The organism is Pseudomonas sp. BNK-7 (assembly GCF_048072025.1).
Taxonomy (GTDB): Bacteria; Pseudomonadota; Gammaproteobacteria; order Pseudomonadales; family Pseudomonadaceae; genus Aquipseudomonas; species Aquipseudomonas danubii.
Map to the genome: position 1 here is coordinate 3,459,275 of NZ_CP182252.1, position 14,648 is coordinate 3,473,922.

A 14,648-nucleotide genomic window follows, 5' to 3' on the forward strand; every position below is an offset into this window, starting at 1 on the left:
CCAGCTCCCTCGGGAGCTGGGTCTGGTGCAGTCAGGCTAGAGGTTTTTCGCCAGGTCGCGCAGGACGAACTTCTGGATCTTGCCGGTGGAGGTCTTGGGCAATGTGCTGAAGACCACGGTGCGCGGCACCTTGAAGCCCGCCAGGTGTTCGCGGCAGAAGGCGATGATCTCGGCTTCGCTCACGTCCTGGTGATCGGCCTTGAGGGTGATGAAGGCGCAGGGGGTCTCGCCCCATTTTTCGTCGGGCCGGGCCACCACAGCCGCTTCCAGCACCGCCGGGTGGCGATAGAGCACGCCTTCGAGCTCAATGGTGGAGATGTTCTCGCCGCCGGAAATGATGATGTCCTTGAGCCGGTCGCGAATTTCGATGTAGCCGTCCGGGTGGGTCACCCCCAGGTCGCCGGTGTGGAACCAGCCGCCCTCGAAGGCTTCGGCGGTGGCCGTGGGGTTCTTCAGGTAGCCCTTCATCACGGTATTGCCACGCATGAAGATCTCACCGATGGTCTGGCCGTCCCGGGGCATGGGTTCGAGGGTTTTCGGATCGGCCACCATCACCCCTTCCAGGGTCGGGTAGCGCACGCCCTGGCGCGACTTGATCTGCGCCCGCTGCTCCAGCGGCAGTTCGTCCCAGGCCGCGTGCCAGGCACACAGAGTCACCGGGCCATAGACCTCGGTCAGGCCGTAGACGTGGGTGACCTTGATGCCCATCTCCTCCACGGCGCCGATCACCTTGGCCGGTGGCGCGGCCCCGGCCACCATGGCGTTGACCGGGTGGTCGATGGCCGCCTTGGCCGAATCCGGCATGTTCACCAGGGCATTGAGCACGATGGGCGCGCCGCACAGGTGAGTGACCTGATGCTCGCGGATCAGGTTGAGGATCTTCTGCGGGTCGACCCGGCGCAGGAACACATGCACCCCGGCCAGGGCGGTGACGGTCCAGGGGTAGCACCAGCCGTTGCAGTGGAACATCGGCAGGGTCCACAGGTACACCGGGTGGTTGCCCATGGCCCAGGTCATCTGGTTGCCCAGGGCATTGAGGTAGGCGCCGCGGTGGTGATAGACCACGCCCTTGGGGTTGCCGGTGGTGCCCGAGGTGTAGTTCAGGGCGATGGCCTGCCACTCGTCGTCCGGCCACAGCCAGGCAAACTCCGGATCGCCCTCGGCGAGAAAGGCCTCGTAGTCCAGATCGCTGACCGGCTGGCCTTCGCCGTACTCGGGGTCGTCAAGGTCGATCACCAGGGGCGGGTGGTCGAGCATGGCCACGGCGGCGTGGATCACCTCATGGAACTCGCGGTCGGCGATCAACACCTTGGCTTCGCCGTGGGCCAGCATGAAGGCGATGGCCTCGGCGTCCAGGCGCACGTTGAGGGCATTGAGCACGGCGCCGATCATCGGCACGCCAAAATGCGCTTCGAGCATCGCCGGGATGTTCGGCAGCATCACCGCCACCGTGTCGTTCTTGCCGATACCGCGCCCGGACAGGGCCGAGGCCAGACGCCGGCAGCGGCTGTAGGTCTGGGCCCAGGTGCGGCGGATCGAACCGTGGATCACCGCCGGATAATCGGGGTAAACCGCAGCGGTGCGTTCGATGAAGCTCAAGGGGGAGAGGGCGATATGGTTGACGGCAGACGGCGCGAGGCCTTGCTCGTAGATGGACATGGTTCGGGTACCCGGTGGCTGATTATTAGCTCTATTGGCCGAGGCTTTTTACAGGCGCTCGGTGACTTATCCGGGGTCTTTTATATACTGTTTGTCGATTGATATGGAAGTACTACCTGAGTTGTATAGTAGTTGTACTATATTGAATCTCCGCTGTTGCCACCCACAGGTTGATCGACCATGCCCACCTCCACCCACCTGAGCCGCTGGTTGCAGCTACAGCGCCAAGGCCAGCTGCCGGACTCGCCCTGGCTCGGCCACGACCCGCAGCCGAGCCTGCTGCTGGACGCCCAGGCGCAGCCGCTGGACCTCAACCCGGCATTGCGCCAATGGCTGGACGATGCGGCCACTGGCGATCTCGCGGCCCTGCTGCCGATCAACCACCCGGCCCTGGTACGGGCCTGCCTGGAGCAGCAGCGTGCCATCGAACAGGTGGAAGCCCAGTGGGGCGAACGCATCCTGCTCTGGAGCTTCATTCCCGACCCCCTGCACCAGCGGGTGCTGGCGCGCTGTCAGGAGGCCACCGCCCAGGTCCAGGCCGAGCGCGAGTCGGCCCGGGCCCGGCGCCTGTACCGGCTGATCACCGAAAACACCACCGACCTGATTTCCCGGCACACCCCGGACGGCACCTTCCTCGATGCCTCGCCGGCCTCCTGGACCCTGTTGGGCTACTGGCCCGAACAACTGCGCGGGCTGCTGGCCCGCAGCCTGTTCCACAGTCAGGATCTGGCCGGGCTGATGCAGCGCACCCGCGACGCCCTGGAGCAGGACGGCTACCACACCATGACCTACCGCATCCGCCATCGCGACGGTCATTACCTGTGGTTCGAAACCGCCTGCCGCGGCATCCGCGACACCTACACCGGGACCGTGGTGGAAGTGGTGGCGGTGTCCCGGGACATCACCGCCCGGGTCCAGGCCGAGGAGAACAAGCGGCGCCTGGCCGAAGTGGTAGAGGCCAACCCCGACCCGGTGCTGTTCATCCAGCCCGGCGGCGCGGTGACCTACCTCAACCCGGCCGCGCGGCGCACCCTGGGGCTTGCCGCCGGGCAGGCGATGCCGGAGCTGGCGGCGATCCTCAGCCAGGAAGTGCTGCAGAGCCTGCAACAGGAAGGCTGGAGCTGTGCCGAGCGCAGCGGCCGCTGGAGCGTCGAGACACGCCTGCAACCGCCGGCGGGCGGCAGTTCGGTGCCGGTGTCACTGATGCTCCTGGCCCATCGCGCCGCCAGCGGCGAGCGTTTCTATTCCCTGGTGGCCCACGACCAGAGCGAGCGCGAACTGCGCGAGGCCCAGCAGCGCCATCACCAGGATGAACTGGCCCACAGCGCGCGGCTGGTGACCCTGGGCGAACTGGCCTCGGGCATCGCCCACGAGATCAACCAGCCGCTGGCCGCAGTGGTCAACTACGCCAACGCCAGCCAACGTTATTTGCAGGCCCTGGACACCCAGCCCGAGGCGGTCCGCAAGGTCGCCCAGGGCCTGGAGCGAATCGCCGAACAGGCGACCCACGCCGCCGAAGTGATCAAGCGCCTGCGGGCCTTCTTGCGCAAAGGCGGGCGCCGGGTGCAGGCCCTGGACATCGCCGAAGTGGCCCGGGAAACCGTGCGCCTGTGTGCCTGGGAAGCCCAGTCCTGTCAGGTGGCGATCGAGCTGCGCCTGGCGGATAATCTGCCGCCGGTGTACGCCGACCGGGTGCTGCTGGAACAGGTGCTGCTGAACCTGCTGCGCAACGCCATCGAAGCCAATCGCGAAGTGCATCCACAGCAAGGCTCGCACATTGTGCTGGGCGCCGAAGCGGCGGCCGAGGGCGGGGTGCGGATCAGCGTCAGCGACCAGGGCCCCGGGGTGTCTGCCGAGCAGTTGCCCCAGCTGTTCACCCCGTTCTACACCAGCAAGGCCAACGGCCTGGGGCTCGGACTGTCCATGAGCCGCAGCATCGTCGAAGGCTTTGGTGGCGACTTGCAGGCTCAGCTCCAGGAGCGTGGCTTGACGATGTGCTGCCACCTGCCGGCCACGGCCCCGGCCGATCCCGATGCAACTTCCCACCCGACAACAGGAGCAAGGCAATGACAAGTGAGGCGCAGCAGCTGGTGTACGTGGTCGACGACGACCCGGGCATGCTCGACTCCACGGTCTGGCTGCTGGAGTCGGTGGGGCTCAAGGCCGTGCCCTTCACCAGCGGCCGCGAGTTTCTCGAACACTGCGACCCCAGCCTCAATGCCTGCGTGCTGCTGGATGTGCGCATGCCCGGCATGGGCGGCCTGAATGTCCAGGAAGAGTTGCGCCAGCGCGATATCCACCTGCCGCTGATTTTTGTCAGCGGCCACGCCGACGTGCCGATCGTGGTCCGTGCCTTCAAGGCCGGTGCGGTGGATTTCATCGAGAAGCCCTACAACGAACAGCTGCTGCTGGACAGCGTGCAGCAGGCCCTGAGCCGCGCCGACCGTCATCAGCACCAGAGCGCCGGGCAGGCCCGGGTGCAGGCGCTGCTGGAGAGCCTGACGCCGCGGGAGAAGGACGTGCTGCTGCCCCTGGTGCAGGGCTACAGCAACCGCGAGATCGCCGAACAGCTGGGGGTCAGCATCAAGACCATCGACCTGTATCGCTCACGGGTGATGAAGCGCATGCAGGCCGAGCACCTGCCGCAGCTGGTGGGCATGGCGATTGCCGCCGGCCTGGTGGACCCGCTGCAACTGCGCTGAGGCTCAGGCCACCGCGCTGTGCAGCGGTGCGCCACCCAGCAGGCGCTCGATGGCGCCGCTGAGCAGGTTTTCCAGCAGCGCCTCACGTTCACGCTCGGCCAATGGCTGCTCGCTGAACCAGCTGGGGGCGCTGTTGAGCAGGTTGGCCAGGGCATGGGCGGCGGCGCGCTGGGCCTGCGGACCTAGGCCGGGCGGGGTGCCCAGCAGTTGCAGCAGCTGTTGCTCGTAACGCTCGCGCAATTGCCCGACCCGCAGTTGCTGGTCGGGATTGAGGCAGCCGCTGTCACGTTCCACCAGGCGAAAATGCCGCGGCAATTCCCGGTGCAGCTTGAGGTGGGCGCGAATCAGCGCCGGCAGGCAGTCGCCCTGCAACTTGCGCCTTTGCAGGCGCTTGAGGGTGCTGTGCAGCTCATCGAAGAACTCTTCAATCAGGTCCAGCAGCAGGTGCTGCTTGCTCGGGTAATGGTGGTACAGCGAGCCCGGGGTCAGCCCCAGATGGCTCGCCAGCTCACGCATGCCGACCTGGCCGAAGCCCTTGCTGGCGAACAGCTCCAGGGCCTTGTCGCGGCTTTCGGCAAAGCGTGAGCAGCGCTCAGCCATAGTGATGGAAACCCCGACCGGTCTTGCGCCCCAGGTAACCGGCGGCAACCATTTCCTTGAGCAGCGGCGCGGGGCGGTACTTGCTGTCGTTGAAGCCGTCGTAGAAGGCTTCGAGGATCGCCAGCAGGGTGTCCAGGCCGATCAGGTCGGCCAGGGCCAGCGGGCCGATCGGCTGGTTGCAGCCCAGGCGCATGCCGGCGTCGATGTCCTCGGCGCTGGCCAGGCCTTCCTGGAACACCAGGATCGCCTCGTTGATCATCGGCACCAGGATGCGGTTGACCACAAAACCCGGGCGGTTGCCGGCGGTGATTGCGGTCTTGCCCAGGCGCTCGGCCATATTCATGGCCAGGGCGTGGGTCGCGTCGCTGGTCTGCAGGCCGCGGATCACCTCGATCAGGCCCATCACCGGCACCGGATTGAAAAAATGCAGGCCGATGAAACGCTCCGGCGCGCTGACGCTGGCGGCCAGCTGGGTGATCGACAGCGACGAGGTGTTAGAGGCGATCACGCACTCGGCGCTGACCTGGGCGGCGATCTGCTGCAAGACCTTGAGCTTGAGGTCGAGGTTCTCGGTGGCGGCTTCGATCACCAGCTGCGCGTCCTTGAGCGCACTGTAGTCGGTGCTGATGCGGATCCGACCCAGGGCGGCGAGCTTGTCGCCTTCGCTCAGGGTGCCCTTGCTCACCTGCCGGTCGAGGTTCTTGCCGATGGTGGCCAGGGCCTTTTCCAGGGCGCCCTGGGCGATGTCCAGCAGGGTCACGTCGAAGCCCGCCTGGGCGCAGACCTGGGCAATGCCGTTGCCCATGGTGCCGGCGCCGATCACCCCGATATTCGCAAGATTCATCTTCAGCTCTTCCTTTGTTCATGGCCTTCGCGGAGCATGGCGCGGTTGCCTTGCCCAGCGCGTTATCCAGCGCGAGTCTAGAGCCGCACACGGTGGCCGGCCTATGCCGAAAGCGGTCAAGGGTGCTGGCGTTTTTTGCCATAGGTCCTGCTACGGGAGCACAGCCTCTACATGCGTGAAACGGATTCGGTCGCGGTCTACTTTGTCCGGGTGATGACCCACGCCCTGCGTGAGCAGCCGCAGCGGCTGGCGGCGGTGCTGAGGGAGGCCGGCATCGACCCGGCGCTGCTCGACCAGCCTCGGGCGCGGGTGCCCGGCAGCGCCTTTGCCGCCCTGTGGCTGATCCAGATCCGCGAATTGCAGGACGAATTCTTCCAGCTCGACTCCCGTGGCATGCCGCCGGGGGCCTTTGCCCTGATCTGCCGCGGACTGATCCAGGAACCCAACCTGGAAAAGGCCCTGCGCCAGTGCCTGAACAACTTTGGCCTGTTTTTACGGGACGTCGGCGCCCACCTCAGCGTGCGCGGCAAGCGCGCGGTGATCAGCGTTGAAAGCCGCTGCGCCGACCCGCTGCGCGGCCACTACGCCGAAGAAACCCTGCTGGTGCTGATCATCAGCCTGCTGTGCTGGCTGGGCGGGCGGCGGATCCCCATCGACCGCGCCGACTTTCGCCATTCCCGCCTGAGCCTCAGCGACGATGCGCTGCTGTGGGGCAGCAACCTGAGCTGGAATGCCGGGCGCACCGAGATCGAATTCGCCAGCCGCTTCCTGCGCCTACCGGTGGTCCAGGACCTGGCCTCGCTCAAGGTCTTCCTGCGCAGCGCCCCGCAATGGCTGGTGATCCGTTTTCGCAACCAGCACGGCCTGACCCGCCAGGTGCACCAACGCCTGCGGGGCAGCCACTACAGCCAGTGGCCGACCCTGGAAGCCTTCGCCCGCGAAGTGCAGATGAGCGCCAGCACCCTGCGCCGGCGCCTGGAGCGCGAGGGCGGCTCGTACCAGGAGATCAAGGACGAAGTGCGCCGCGGCGTCGCCGTCGAACTGCTGCGCCGCACCCACGTCAGCATCAGCGAGATTGCCGAACTCACCGGTTTCCAAGAGCCCAGCGCCTTCCACCGCGCGTTCAAGAAATGGACCGGCGAAAGCCCCGGGCGCTACCGCGCCCGCCTCAACCCCACCCTGTAGCCGCTGCCGCAGGCTGCGCACGGCTCCGCAGGAGACGCGGGAGACTTCCAAGGCGCTGAAGATTCGGCGGGAGACCGCCAAGCAAGGTCCTGCGGACCTTTGCGCAGCTTCGCCAAGGCTCAGCAGCGGCTACACAGACTGCATGGATCGCAGGGACGCGTCCTGTAGCCGCTGCCGCAGGCTGCGCACGGCTCCGTAGGAGACGCGGGGGGACTTCCAAGGCGCTGAAGATTCGGCGGGAGATCGCCAAGCAAGGTCCTGCGGACCTTTGCGCAGCTTCGCAGGCTCAGCAGCGGCTACACAGACCGCAGGGATCGCAGGGCCGCTTCCTGTAGCCGCTGCCGCAGGCTGCGAACGGCTCCGCAGGAGACGCGGGGGACTTCCAAGGCGCTGAAGATTCGGCGGGAGATCGCCGGGCAAGGCCCTGCGGGCCTTTGCGCAGCTTCGCCAAGGCTCAGCAGCGGCTACACAGACCGCAGGGGGGGCGCAGGGGCGGTTCCTGTAGCCGCTGCCGCGGGCTGCGCACGGCTCCGCAGGAGACGCGGGGATTCTGAAGGCGCTGAAGATTCGGCGGGAGACCGCCAAGCAAGGCCCTGCGGACCTTTGCGCAGCTTCGCAGGCTCAGCAGCGGCTACACAGACCGCAGGGATCGCAGGGCCGCTTTCTGTAGCCGCTGCCGCAGGCTGCGAACGGCTCCGCAGGAGACGCGGGGATTTTGAAGGCGCTGAAGATTCGGCGGGAGACCGCCAAGCAAGGCCCTGCGGGCCTTTGCGCAGCTTCGCAGGCTCAGCAGCGGCTACACAGACCGCAGGGGGCGCTGGGCCGCTTCCTGTAGCCGCTGCCGCAGGCTGCGCACGGCTCCGCAGGAGACGTGGGGATTTTGAAGGCGCTGAAGATTCGGCGGGAGATCGCCAGGCAAGGCCCTGCGGGCCTTTGCGCAGCTTCGCCAAGGCTCAGCAGCGGCTACACAGACCGCATGGATCGCAGGGCCGCGTCCTGTAGCCGCTGCCGCAGGCTGCGAACGGCTCCGCAGGAGACGCGGGGATTTTGAAGGCGCTGAAGATTCGGCGGGAGATCGCCAGGCAAGGCCCTGCGGACCTTTGCGCAGCTTCGCGGGCTCAGCAGCGGCTACAGGTTTTCATTGGGGTTAGACCGGGCTGCGGCCGGGCATCTGGATGCCGTGCTGCTGCACGCGGCGGTACAGGGTGGCGCGGGAAATGCCCAGGGCCTTGGCCGCCGCGACGGGTTTCCAGCGGTGGCGCACCAGGGCATCCAGCAGGGCCTGGCGTTCGGGACTGGTGGCGCTTTCCTGGGCGGGCAGGGCGCCTTCGGCTGCTGTGCCGCGCAGTTGTTCGGGCAAGTCATGCAGTTGGATCAGCGGCCCTTCGCACACGGCGCAGGCGTAGCGCAGCACGTGGCGCAGTTGCCGCACGTTGCCCGGCCAGCGGTAGCCCAGCAGGCACTCCAGCGCCGCATTGCCCAGTTGCACCGGCGCGCCGCAGCGCTTGGACTCTTCTTCGACTATCTGGGTGATCAGTGCCAGCCGGTCGCTGCGTTCGCGCAGCGGCGGCAGCTGAAAGCGCGCGCCACCGAGGCGGAAATACAGGTCCTCGCGAAAACTGCCCTCGGCCACCAGGGCTTCCAGGTCGCGGTGGGTGGCGCAGATCACCTGGATGTCCACCGTCTTGCGTTGCGCGGCCCCCAGCGGCGCCACTTCACCCTCGGCCAGCACCCGCAGCAAGCGGGTCTGCAAGGCCAGGGGCATGTCGCCGATTTCATCGAGGAACAGGGTGCCGCCATCGGCCTGTTGCAGCAGGCCCTGCATGCCCTTGTTCGACGCCCCGGTAAAGGCTCCGGCGACATAGCCGAACAGCTCGCTCTCGATCAGGTTCTCGGGAATCGCCGCGCAGTTCACCGCGACAAAGGGCCGGTCCCGACGCTGGCTGGCCTGGTGCAATTGGCGGGCGAAGACTTCCTTGCCGGAACCGGTCTCGCCCTGGATCAGCACCGGCAGATGCCGGTCCTTGACCCGCACCGCCAGGCGCAGGCTCTGTTCCACCCGCGGGTCCAGCGACTCGCCGGCCAGGCTCAGACGCGGGCGGCTCGGCGGCCGGCGCGGCGCCTGCAAGCGGCCATGCAGCTCGGCGGACAGCGGGCACAGGGCCTCGTCCCGGGCGCGTTGCAACAGTTGCGGGTCGAACACCTGGGTGATGTGCTGCGGCAAGCGGCCATAGCGGCGCAGCAGGTAGTGGCGCGCCGCCGGGTTCAGGGCCCGCAGGCAGCCGTCGTCGTCCCAGGCCAGCAGGTAGTCCGGCTGGCTGTCGACATAACCCGGGCTGGCATGGGCCCGCAGCACCCAGTAGCCCTGGGCGCTGTTCATGAAGAACGCCTGTTCGATCTCCCGGGCGCTCTGCACCACCATCTGCCGGATCAGGTGCTGGGAACGGCGGTCATCCGGGGAGCGCACTGCCGACACGTCCAGCACCCCCAGCAGCTCGCCCTGGGGATCGAACACCGGGGCGGCGGAGCAGGTCAGGCCGATGAAGGCGGCACGAAAATGATCGCGCTTGTGCACGGTGATCGGCGTGCGCGCGGTGAGCACCGCGGCCACGCCGCAGGTGCCTTCTTCACCCTCCGACCAGCAGGTGCCCAGGTACAGCCCGGCCTTGCGGCAGTCGTTGCGCAGGGTGGACTCCACCCGGTAGTCGATGGTCTGGCCCTGGGCATCGGTGAGCAGCACGCAGTAGTCGGCGTCGCGCACCCGGCCATGCAGGCGCGCCACTTCTTCGCTGGCGATGCGCAGGAACAGCTCGGAGCGCTCGCGGCATTCCTTGAGGACGTTTTCCGAGAGGATGCGCGGCCCCTGCAGCGAGCCGGGGTCCAGCTGGTGCTGCTCCATGGAGCGTCGCCAGGAGTCGAGGATCAGGCTCGGCACCGGCGCCTGGGGCAGGTGCGCGGCGTTTTTCAGGACCCGGCTGACGCAGTCCACATGGGCTTTGGAATGTGCGGAAAGCATGAAGGCCTCCGGTTGCAGCTTCTTATCGTTGTCGGCGCATTAAGCGCCGATCCGCCGATCTGGACAAGCATCGAACGCCGCCGGGACGGCAGTGAGACGCAACGTCTCAAGGTCTCGCCCAGGACCCGTGCAGCCTGACATGCGACGTCTCACGGGTGGCTGGCTTCAACGCGTCGCAGCAAGCCTGTCAGCCGCTCTGGAACGGCCTTTTCCGCAGATTTTCCGACAACTGGCACCGGCCTTGCTCTGGCCCTTGGCAACCAGTCCCCGGCAACCCGCGTCGACTGGCCCATCGAAGAATAAGAACGAGGTGCCCGATGTTTTCTCCTGCCTGTGCTCCGCCCGCGGTGAGCTCATGAACCGCCGCCCCCTGACCGTCGGCATCATCGCCAACCCGGCCTCGGGCCGTGATGTGCGCCGCCTCACCGCCAACGCCGGGCTGTTCTCCAGCACCGACAAGGTCTCGGTAATCCAGCGTCTGCTGGCGGCCTTCGGTGCCACCGGCATCGAGCAGGTGCTGATGCCCACCGACATGACCGGCATCGCCGCCGCGGTGCAGAAGAACAGCCGCAGCCGCCAGGCCCGGGAGCAGCACTGGCCGGCCCTGGAGTTCCTCGACCTGACCCTGCGCCAGAGCGTCGAGGACACCCGCCAGGCCGCGCGCTGGATGGCCGAGCGCGGGGTGGCGCTGATCGCCGTGCTTGGCGGCGACGGCACCCACAAGGCGGTGGCCGCCGAGGTTGGCGACATCCCGCTGCTGACCCTGTCCACCGGCACCAACAACGCCTTTCCGGAACTGCGCGAAGCCACCAGCGCCGGGCTGGCCGGCGGGCTCTACGCCAGCGGCCGGGTGCCGGCCGACATCGCCCTGCGGCGCAACAAGCGCCTGCTGGTGCGCGAACCGTCCCGGGGTCTGTGCGAAGTGGCCCTGGTGGATGTGGCGGTGTCGCCCCTGGCCTTCGTCGGCGCCCGGGCCATCAGTCGTGGCAGCGACCTGGCCGAGGTCTTCGTGACCTTCGCTGAACCCCAGTCCATCGGCATTTCCGCGCTCTGCGGGCTGTGGTTGCCGGTGACCCGCCAGGAACCCCACGGCGCCTGGATGCGCCTGGACCCGCAATCCCCCGAAGCGCTGCTGGTGCCCCTGGCCCCCGGCCTGCTGCAGGGCTGCGGGGTGCTGGAGGCTGGTTATCTGCAACCCAATGAGCCACAGCCGCTGTGCCTGAGCGCCGGCACCCTGGCCCTGGATGGCGAACGCGAGATCGAATTCAACCCCCACGACCGGCCCACGGTCACCCTGGATGCCGGCGGCCCGCTGAGCATCGACGTCAACGCGGCCCTGGCCCACGCGGCGCGCCAGCGCCTGCTGGCAATCGACCGCCATCACCGGCAACACCCCGTGAACCTTCAGTCCGAAGACACCCTGGAGAATAAAAATGTCGACACCCCTGACCACTGACCAGTTGCTCCACGCCTACCGGGTGATGCGCACCATCCGCGCATTCGAAGAACGCCTGCACGTGGAATTCGCCACCGGCGAGATCCCCGGTTTCGTCCACCTCTACGCCGGGGAAGAAGCCTCCGCCGCCGGGGTCATGGCCCACCTGCGCGACGACGACTGCATCGCCTCCAACCACCGCGGCCACGGCCATTGCATCGCCAAGGGCGTGGACGTCTACGGGATGATGGCGGAGATCTACGGCAAGAAGACCGGGGTCTGCCAGGGCAAGGGCGGCTCCATGCACATCGCCGATTTCGAGAAGGGCATGCTCGGCGCCAACGGTATCGTCGGTGCCGGGGCGCCGCTGGTGGTGGGCGCGGCCCTGGCCGCCCGGCTGCAAGGCACCGACGGCGTGTCGGTGGTGTTCTTCGGCGACGGCGGTTCCAACGAAGGCGCGGTGTTCGAGGCCATGAACATGGCCTCGGTGTGGAACCTGCCGTGCCTGTTCATCGCCGAGAACAACGGCTACGCCGAGGCCACGGCCTCCAACTGGTCGGTGGCGTGCGACCACATCGCCGACCGCGCCGCCGGCTTCGGCATGCCCGGGGTGACGGTGGACGGTTTTGATTTCTTCGCCGTGCACGAAGCCGCCGGCGCCGCCGTGGAACGGGCCCGGGCCGGGGAGGGGCCGTCGCTGATCGAGGTCAAGCTGACCCGCTACTACGGCCACTTCGAGGGCGACGCCCAGACCTACCGTGCCCCCGACGAGGTCAAGCATTACCGCGAGCACAACGACTGCCTGATGCAGTTCCGCGAGCGCACCACCCGTTCGGGGCTGGTGCAGGCCAGCCAGCTGGAGCAGATCGATGCCGACGTGGACGCGCTGATCGAAGACGCGGTGCGCAAGGCCAAGTCCGATCCCAAGCCGAGCCCCGCCGACCTGCTCAGCGACGTTTACGTCGCCTACCCATAACGCCCCATAGAACAACAAGAGATCACCATCATGGCGAGAAAAATCAGTTACCAGCAGGCCATCAACGAAGCCCTGGCCCAGGAAATGCGGCGCGACCCCAGCGTGTTCATCATGGGTGAAGACGTGGCGGGCGGCGCCGGCGCCCCCGGCGACAACGACGCCTGGGGCGGTGTGCTCGGGGTGACCAAAGGCCTCTACCATCAATTCCCCGGACGGGTGCTGGACACCCCGCTGTCGGAGATCGGCTACGTCGGCGCCGCGGTGGGGGCTGCCACCCGTGGCGTGCGCCCGGTGTGTGAGTTGATGTTCGTCGACTTCGCCGGCTGCTGCCTGGACCAGATCCTCAACCAGGCGGCGAAGTTTCGCTACATGTTCGGCGGCAAGGCCCAGACCCCGCTGGTGATCCGCACCATGGTCGGCGCCGGCCTGCGCGCCGCGGCCCAGCACTCGCAGATGCTCACCTCGCTGTGGACCCACATCCCCGGGTTGAAAGTGGTCTGCCCGTCGTCGCCCTACGACGCCAAGGGCCTGCTGATCCAGGCGATCCGCGACAACGACCCGGTGATCTTCTGCGAGCACAAAATGCTCTACAGCCTGCAGGGCGACGTGCCGGAAGAGTCCTACGCGATTCCCTTCGGCGAGGCCAACTTCCTGCGTGACGGCAAGGACGTGACCCTGGTGTCCTACGGGCGCACGGTGAACACCGCCCTGGACGCGGCGCGCAGCCTGGCCGGGCGCGGCATCGATTGCGAGGTGATCGACCTGCGCACCACCAGCCCGCTGGACGAAGACAGCATCCTGGAAAGCGTGGAGAAGACCGGGCGCCTGGTGGTGATCGACGAAGCCAACCCGCGCTGCTCCATGGCCACCGACATCTCGGCGCTGGTGGCGCAGAAAGCCTTCGCGTCGCTGAAGGCACCGATCGAAATGGTCACCGCGCCCCACACCCCAGTGCCGTTCTCCGACGCCCTGGAAGACCTGTACATCCCCGACGCGGCGAAGATCGAACAAGCCGTGCTTACCGTGATCGAGTGGAGCCGCTGATGAGCCAGATCCATACCCTGACCATGCCCAAGTGGGGCCTGTCGATGACCGAGGGCCGGGTCGATGCCTGGCTCAAGGAAGAAGGCCAGAGCATCAGCAAGGGCGATGAAGTGCTGGACGTGGAGACCGACAAGATCTCCAGCAGCGTCGAGGCGCCGTTCTCCGGCATCCTGCGCCGGCAGATCGCCCGCCAGGACGAGACCCTGGCGGTGGGCGCGCTGCTGGGCATCGTGGTCGAAGGCGAAGCCAGCGACGCCGAGATCGACGCGGTGATCGCGCAGTTCCAGGCCAGCTTCGTGCCCGGCGACAGCGCCGACGAAGACAGCGGCCCGGCGCCGCAGAAGGTCGAACTGGGCGGTCGGCTGATCCGCTATTTCGAGCGCGGTGAAGGCGGTACGCCGCTGCTGCTGGTGCACGGCTTTGGCGGCGACCTCAACAACTGGCTGTTCAACCACGAAGCCCTGGCTGCCGGGCGCCGGGTGATTGCCCTCGACCTGCCGGGCCACGGCGAATCGGCCAAGGCCCTGCAACGGGGCGACCTGGACGAGTTGAGCGAGGTGCTGCTGGCATTGCTGGATCACCTGGAGATTCCCGTGGCCCATCTGGTGGGCCACTCCATGGGCGGCGCGGTGTCCCTCAACACCGCGCGGCTGGCGCCGGACCGCGTGCGCACCCTGACCCTGATCGGCAGCGCCGGGCTGGGCGCTGAGATCAACGGCGACTACCTGCAAGGCTTTGTCGAGGCCAGCAACCGCAACGCGCTGAAGCCGCAGTTGGTGCAGCTGTTCTCCAACGCCGAACTGGTGAACCGGCAGATGCTCGACGACATGCTCAAGTACAAGCGCCTGGAAGGGGTGCAGGACGCCCTCGGGCAACTGGCCGGCACGCTGTTCGCCGACGGCCGCCAGCAGGCCGACCTGCGCCCGGTGGTGCAGGACGGCGCGCAGCCGGTGCTGGTGATCTGGGGCAGCGACGACCGGATCATTCCGGCGAGCCACAGCGCCGATCTCAAGGCGCAGATCGAGGTGCTGCCGGGGCAGGGGCACATGCTGCAGATGGAAGCGGCGGAGCAGGTCAACCGCCTGATCCTCGACTTCATTCGCCAGCACTGAGGTGTGCTGCGGCGGCCAGGGGGCCGTCGCAGCTCTACAAGAATATGGAGAAGCCAAGATGAGTGTTTCCCTCAA

The 14,648-nt window shown here is 67.3% G+C and carries 10 protein-coding genes and 1 pseudogene; 7 read left to right on the forward strand and 4 right to left on the reverse strand.

Features of this window, described 5'->3' with window-relative positions; genetic code table 11:
- Positions 1 to 36 precede the first annotated feature (36 nt).
- Positions 37 to 1,659 (reverse strand): acyl-CoA synthetase, encoded by a 1,623-nt coding sequence (locus tag ACMGF8_RS16105; protein ID WP_250330892.1) that lies wholly within the window; start codon positions 1,657 to 1,659, stop codon positions 37 to 39.
- 180 nt (positions 1,660 to 1,839) lie between these two features.
- Between ACMGF8_RS16105 and ACMGF8_RS16110 the strand changes: the two genes are divergently transcribed.
- Together ACMGF8_RS16110 and ACMGF8_RS16115 are read left to right on the forward strand one after the other, a co-directional pair.
- Entirely contained in the window at positions 1,840 to 3,729 is a 1,890-nt protein-coding gene (locus ACMGF8_RS16110; RefSeq protein ID WP_102861841.1) for a PAS domain-containing sensor histidine kinase, read from the forward strand.
- Positions 3,726 to 4,361, forward strand: coding sequence for a response regulator transcription factor (locus tag ACMGF8_RS16115; protein ID WP_060843037.1), 636 nt, complete (start codon positions 3,726 to 3,728; stop codon positions 4,359 to 4,361). Before ACMGF8_RS16110 ends, ACMGF8_RS16115 begins: the two co-directional genes overlap by 4 nt.
- Positions 4,362 to 4,364: 3 nt before the next feature.
- Here ACMGF8_RS16115 and ACMGF8_RS16120 read toward each other — a convergent pair whose 3' ends face one another.
- The gene (locus ACMGF8_RS16120) at positions 4,365 to 4,961 is read right to left on the reverse strand and encodes a TetR/AcrR family transcriptional regulator (protein WP_115582015.1); all 597 of its coding nucleotides are present in this window, start codon (positions 4,959 to 4,961) and stop codon (positions 4,365 to 4,367) included.
- Entirely contained in the window at positions 4,954 to 5,805 is an 852-nt protein-coding gene (locus ACMGF8_RS16125) for a 3-hydroxybutyryl-CoA dehydrogenase (RefSeq protein ID WP_060838472.1), read from the reverse strand. The genes ACMGF8_RS16120 and ACMGF8_RS16125 overlap by 8 nt, the downstream gene beginning before the upstream one ends.
- Before the next feature lie 171 nt (positions 5,806 to 5,976).
- Here ACMGF8_RS16125 and ACMGF8_RS16130 point away from each other — a divergent pair, with 171 nt between their 5' ends.
- A complete protein-coding gene (locus ACMGF8_RS16130) occupies positions 5,977 to 6,990 on the forward strand; it encodes an AraC family transcriptional regulator (protein ID WP_416756724.1) in 1,014 nt (337 codons plus the stop codon).
- A gap of 1,147 nt (positions 6,991 to 8,137) precedes the next feature.
- Here ACMGF8_RS16130 and ACMGF8_RS16135 read toward each other — a convergent pair.
- Positions 8,138 to 10,006 (reverse strand): sigma-54-dependent Fis family transcriptional regulator, encoded by a 1,869-nt coding sequence (locus tag ACMGF8_RS16135; protein ID WP_416756726.1) that lies wholly within the window; start codon positions 10,004 to 10,006, stop codon positions 8,138 to 8,140.
- 355 nt (positions 10,007 to 10,361) lie between these two features.
- Here ACMGF8_RS16135 and ACMGF8_RS16140 point away from each other — a divergent pair.
- The 4 genes and pseudogenes from ACMGF8_RS16140 (at position 10,362) to ACMGF8_RS16155 (ending at position 14,573) form a co-directional block, all read left to right on the forward strand.
- Positions 10,362 to 11,437 (forward strand): annotated as a pseudogene (locus ACMGF8_RS16140) (ATP-NAD kinase family protein).
- A gap of 2 nt (positions 11,438 to 11,439) precedes the next feature.
- Positions 11,440 to 12,417 carry a thiamine pyrophosphate-dependent dehydrogenase E1 component subunit alpha gene (locus ACMGF8_RS16145; RefSeq protein WP_047303223.1) on the forward strand — a complete coding sequence of 326 codons (978 nt, stop codon included), beginning with the start codon at positions 11,440 to 11,442 and terminating at the stop codon, positions 12,415 to 12,417.
- 30 nt (positions 12,418 to 12,447) lie between these two features.
- On the forward strand, positions 12,448 to 13,461 hold the full coding sequence (locus ACMGF8_RS16150; protein ID WP_060843043.1) for an alpha-ketoacid dehydrogenase subunit beta: 1,014 nt from the start codon (positions 12,448 to 12,450) through the stop codon (positions 13,459 to 13,461).
- Positions 13,461 to 14,573 carry an acetoin dehydrogenase dihydrolipoyllysine-residue acetyltransferase subunit gene (locus tag ACMGF8_RS16155; protein WP_416756728.1) on the forward strand — a complete coding sequence of 371 codons (1,113 nt, stop codon included), beginning with the start codon at positions 13,461 to 13,463 and terminating at the stop codon, positions 14,571 to 14,573. The genes ACMGF8_RS16150 and ACMGF8_RS16155 overlap by 1 nt, the downstream gene beginning before the upstream one ends.
- Positions 14,574 to 14,648: the final 75 nt, after the last annotated feature.

Bases quoted from the DNA above. Each gene is read 5' to 3' on its own strand.
- ACMGF8_RS16105 (WP_250330892.1), bottom strand. From the start codon at position 1,659: ATGTCCATCTACGAGCAAGGCCTCGCGCCGTCTGCCGTCAACCATATC.
- ACMGF8_RS16110 (WP_102861841.1), top strand. From the start codon at position 1,840: ATGCCCACCTCCACCCACCTGAGCCGCTGGTTGCAGCTACAGCGCCAA.
- ACMGF8_RS16115 (WP_060843037.1), top strand. From the start codon at position 3,726: ATGACAAGTGAGGCGCAGCAGCTGGTGTACGTGGTCGACGACGACCCG.
- ACMGF8_RS16120 (WP_115582015.1), bottom strand. From the start codon at position 4,961: ATGGCTGAGCGCTGCTCACGCTTTGCCGAAAGCCGCGACAAGGCCCTG.
- ACMGF8_RS16125 (WP_060838472.1), bottom strand. From the start codon at position 5,805: ATGAATCTTGCGAATATCGGGGTGATCGGCGCCGGCACCATGGGCAAC.
- ACMGF8_RS16130 (WP_416756724.1), top strand. From the start codon at position 5,977: ATGCGTGAAACGGATTCGGTCGCGGTCTACTTTGTCCGGGTGATGACC.
- ACMGF8_RS16135 (WP_416756726.1), bottom strand. From the start codon at position 10,006: ATGCTTTCCGCACATTCCAAAGCCCATGTGGACTGCGTCAGCCGGGTC.
- ACMGF8_RS16145 (WP_047303223.1), top strand. From the start codon at position 11,440: ATGTCGACACCCCTGACCACTGACCAGTTGCTCCACGCCTACCGGGTG.
- ACMGF8_RS16150 (WP_060843043.1), top strand. From the start codon at position 12,448: ATGGCGAGAAAAATCAGTTACCAGCAGGCCATCAACGAAGCCCTGGCC.
- ACMGF8_RS16155 (WP_416756728.1), top strand. From the start codon at position 13,461: ATGAGCCAGATCCATACCCTGACCATGCCCAAGTGGGGCCTGTCGATG.